General features: G+C 67.4%; 2 protein-coding genes. Both read right to left on the bottom strand.

Annotated features, from left to right (window positions below; translation table 11 throughout):
* Window positions 1–125 precede the first annotated feature (125 nt).
* A complete protein-coding gene (locus tag BGP79_RS03890; protein ID WP_076693372.1) occupies window positions 126–788 on the bottom strand; it encodes a hypothetical protein in 663 nt (220 codons plus the stop codon).
* Between the two features lie 36 nt (window positions 789–824).
* Window positions 825–1,566, bottom strand: a 742-nt coding sequence (locus BGP79_RS03885; RefSeq protein WP_143588304.1) for a DUF4113 domain-containing protein, incomplete at its 5' end; no start/stop codon positions are given.

Below are 1,566 nucleotides of genomic sequence, written 5' to 3'. Positions count from 1 at the left end.
GAGCTTGCGGAGACCCGGACGACTAGCTCCCAGCCCGAGCGGAGAGAGGTCAGTTTCCGGGTCGAGCTCGCGAGACCCGAGCGTCCTCCGGCTCAGTGATAGCTCGCGGGCCCGCGAGGACTACATCAGGGTTGGCGAGGTGAGGAAATCAGCCGAGGTTGCCCCGGCATGTTCCAGATACCGGGTGTTCCTTCTGAGGGCAGCTCGGTGTAATGCCAGCTCCAGTCGATCTCCCACCGCAGCGCCCGCTGCTCGTCGCTGTACCGGATCTTCAGCTCGTCGGTCCGGGTCCGACCCGATACGAGTGGCTCTACCGGTTCGGTCTTCCACCGAACCGGCACCTCCTGAGTCTCGCCAGGGCCGATCCGCTCGAAGTGAATAGACCGCCCAGGCTGACCAGCAGGAGCAACCCAGAGTTCCACATCCAGCGCGGCCCAGCGGCCTGAGTTTCCGATCTTGATCCAGTCCCCAGGGACGATTGGCACATTCGCCTCTGAGTCAAACCCGGTGGCGACCTCATACCCCATCGACGGTTCCTTCGCCAGCGCCAGCGCCTCTACCGCCTTCTGCGCGGTGATGCCGCTCTCGCGTGCGGCGTCGCGGGCCGCGAACGCTGCGACGGCGGTCACGATCGCTGCACCAACGGTCCCGATGGCGCCAACCGCAGTGGCGACGGCGGTCATCGCCTGCCCGACCCTGACATCGAGGGCCGGCACCCAAAGGACCGCTCCGAGGACGGCCATGACAACGACCACTGCGATTAGCGTCACCCACCGTCGGATCGTCATCGCCTCAGTCAACCAGCCAGACCCGGCCGGGCCCGGTCACCGGGCGTGCGCGATGACCAGCTCGTCCCAGTGGGTGGTGTATCGCGGGGACATGCGCTCCCGCTTCATGGTCCACTCGGGTGCTCTGGTGAGGCCGGCGCGGCCGAGGCCGATGGCGTGGGTGCCGAATCGGGTGGTGACGTCGCCGATGAGGGCGCCGATGTTGCGGTGTTCGTGGACGCTGACGAACTCGTCGAAGACGGGGGCCGCGCCGGCCGGTTCGAGGCCGGTGAGCATCACGCCGGCCTTCACGTACGGTGCGTCATCGACGACGCGGGCCCGGATCGTCTCGATCGCGGCCTTGGACATCAGGACGGGGTCGGCGGTCGGGTTCGGCATCCGCACCGTTGCGGAGACGATGGAGGAGACGACGTCGTCCCGGAACCGGCTGGTGGAAGCGAACACGGTCATGATCTTCGCGACCTGATGTTCCTTCGCCAGCCGGGCGGCGGCCTGCTGGGCGTAGAGGCCCATCACCTGGGCCATCCGCTCCGCACCGAGCACCGGGGTGGAGAACGAGCGGGAGAAGATCATCTGCTGCTTGTCCGGGCGGACGGGCTCGAGTTCGATGCACGGGATCCCGCGCAGCTCGAGCACGGTCCGCATCACCACCACGTTGAACCGGTCCCGGATCACGATGGGGTCGGCGTCGCGCAGCTGCGCGACGGTCTCGATGCCCATCATGCTCAACCGCTTACCCAGCCGGGAAGCGATGCCCCACAGCCCGGTCACCGGTACG

Origin of the sequence: Tersicoccus sp. Bi-70 (assembly GCF_001968825.1) — a bacterium.
In the GTDB taxonomy this organism is placed as follows: domain Bacteria; phylum Actinomycetota; class Actinomycetes; order Actinomycetales; family Micrococcaceae; genus Tersicoccus.
The sequence above is the reverse complement of the archived record's forward strand: the minus strand, read 5'-3'. Positions and strand labels throughout refer to the sequence as shown.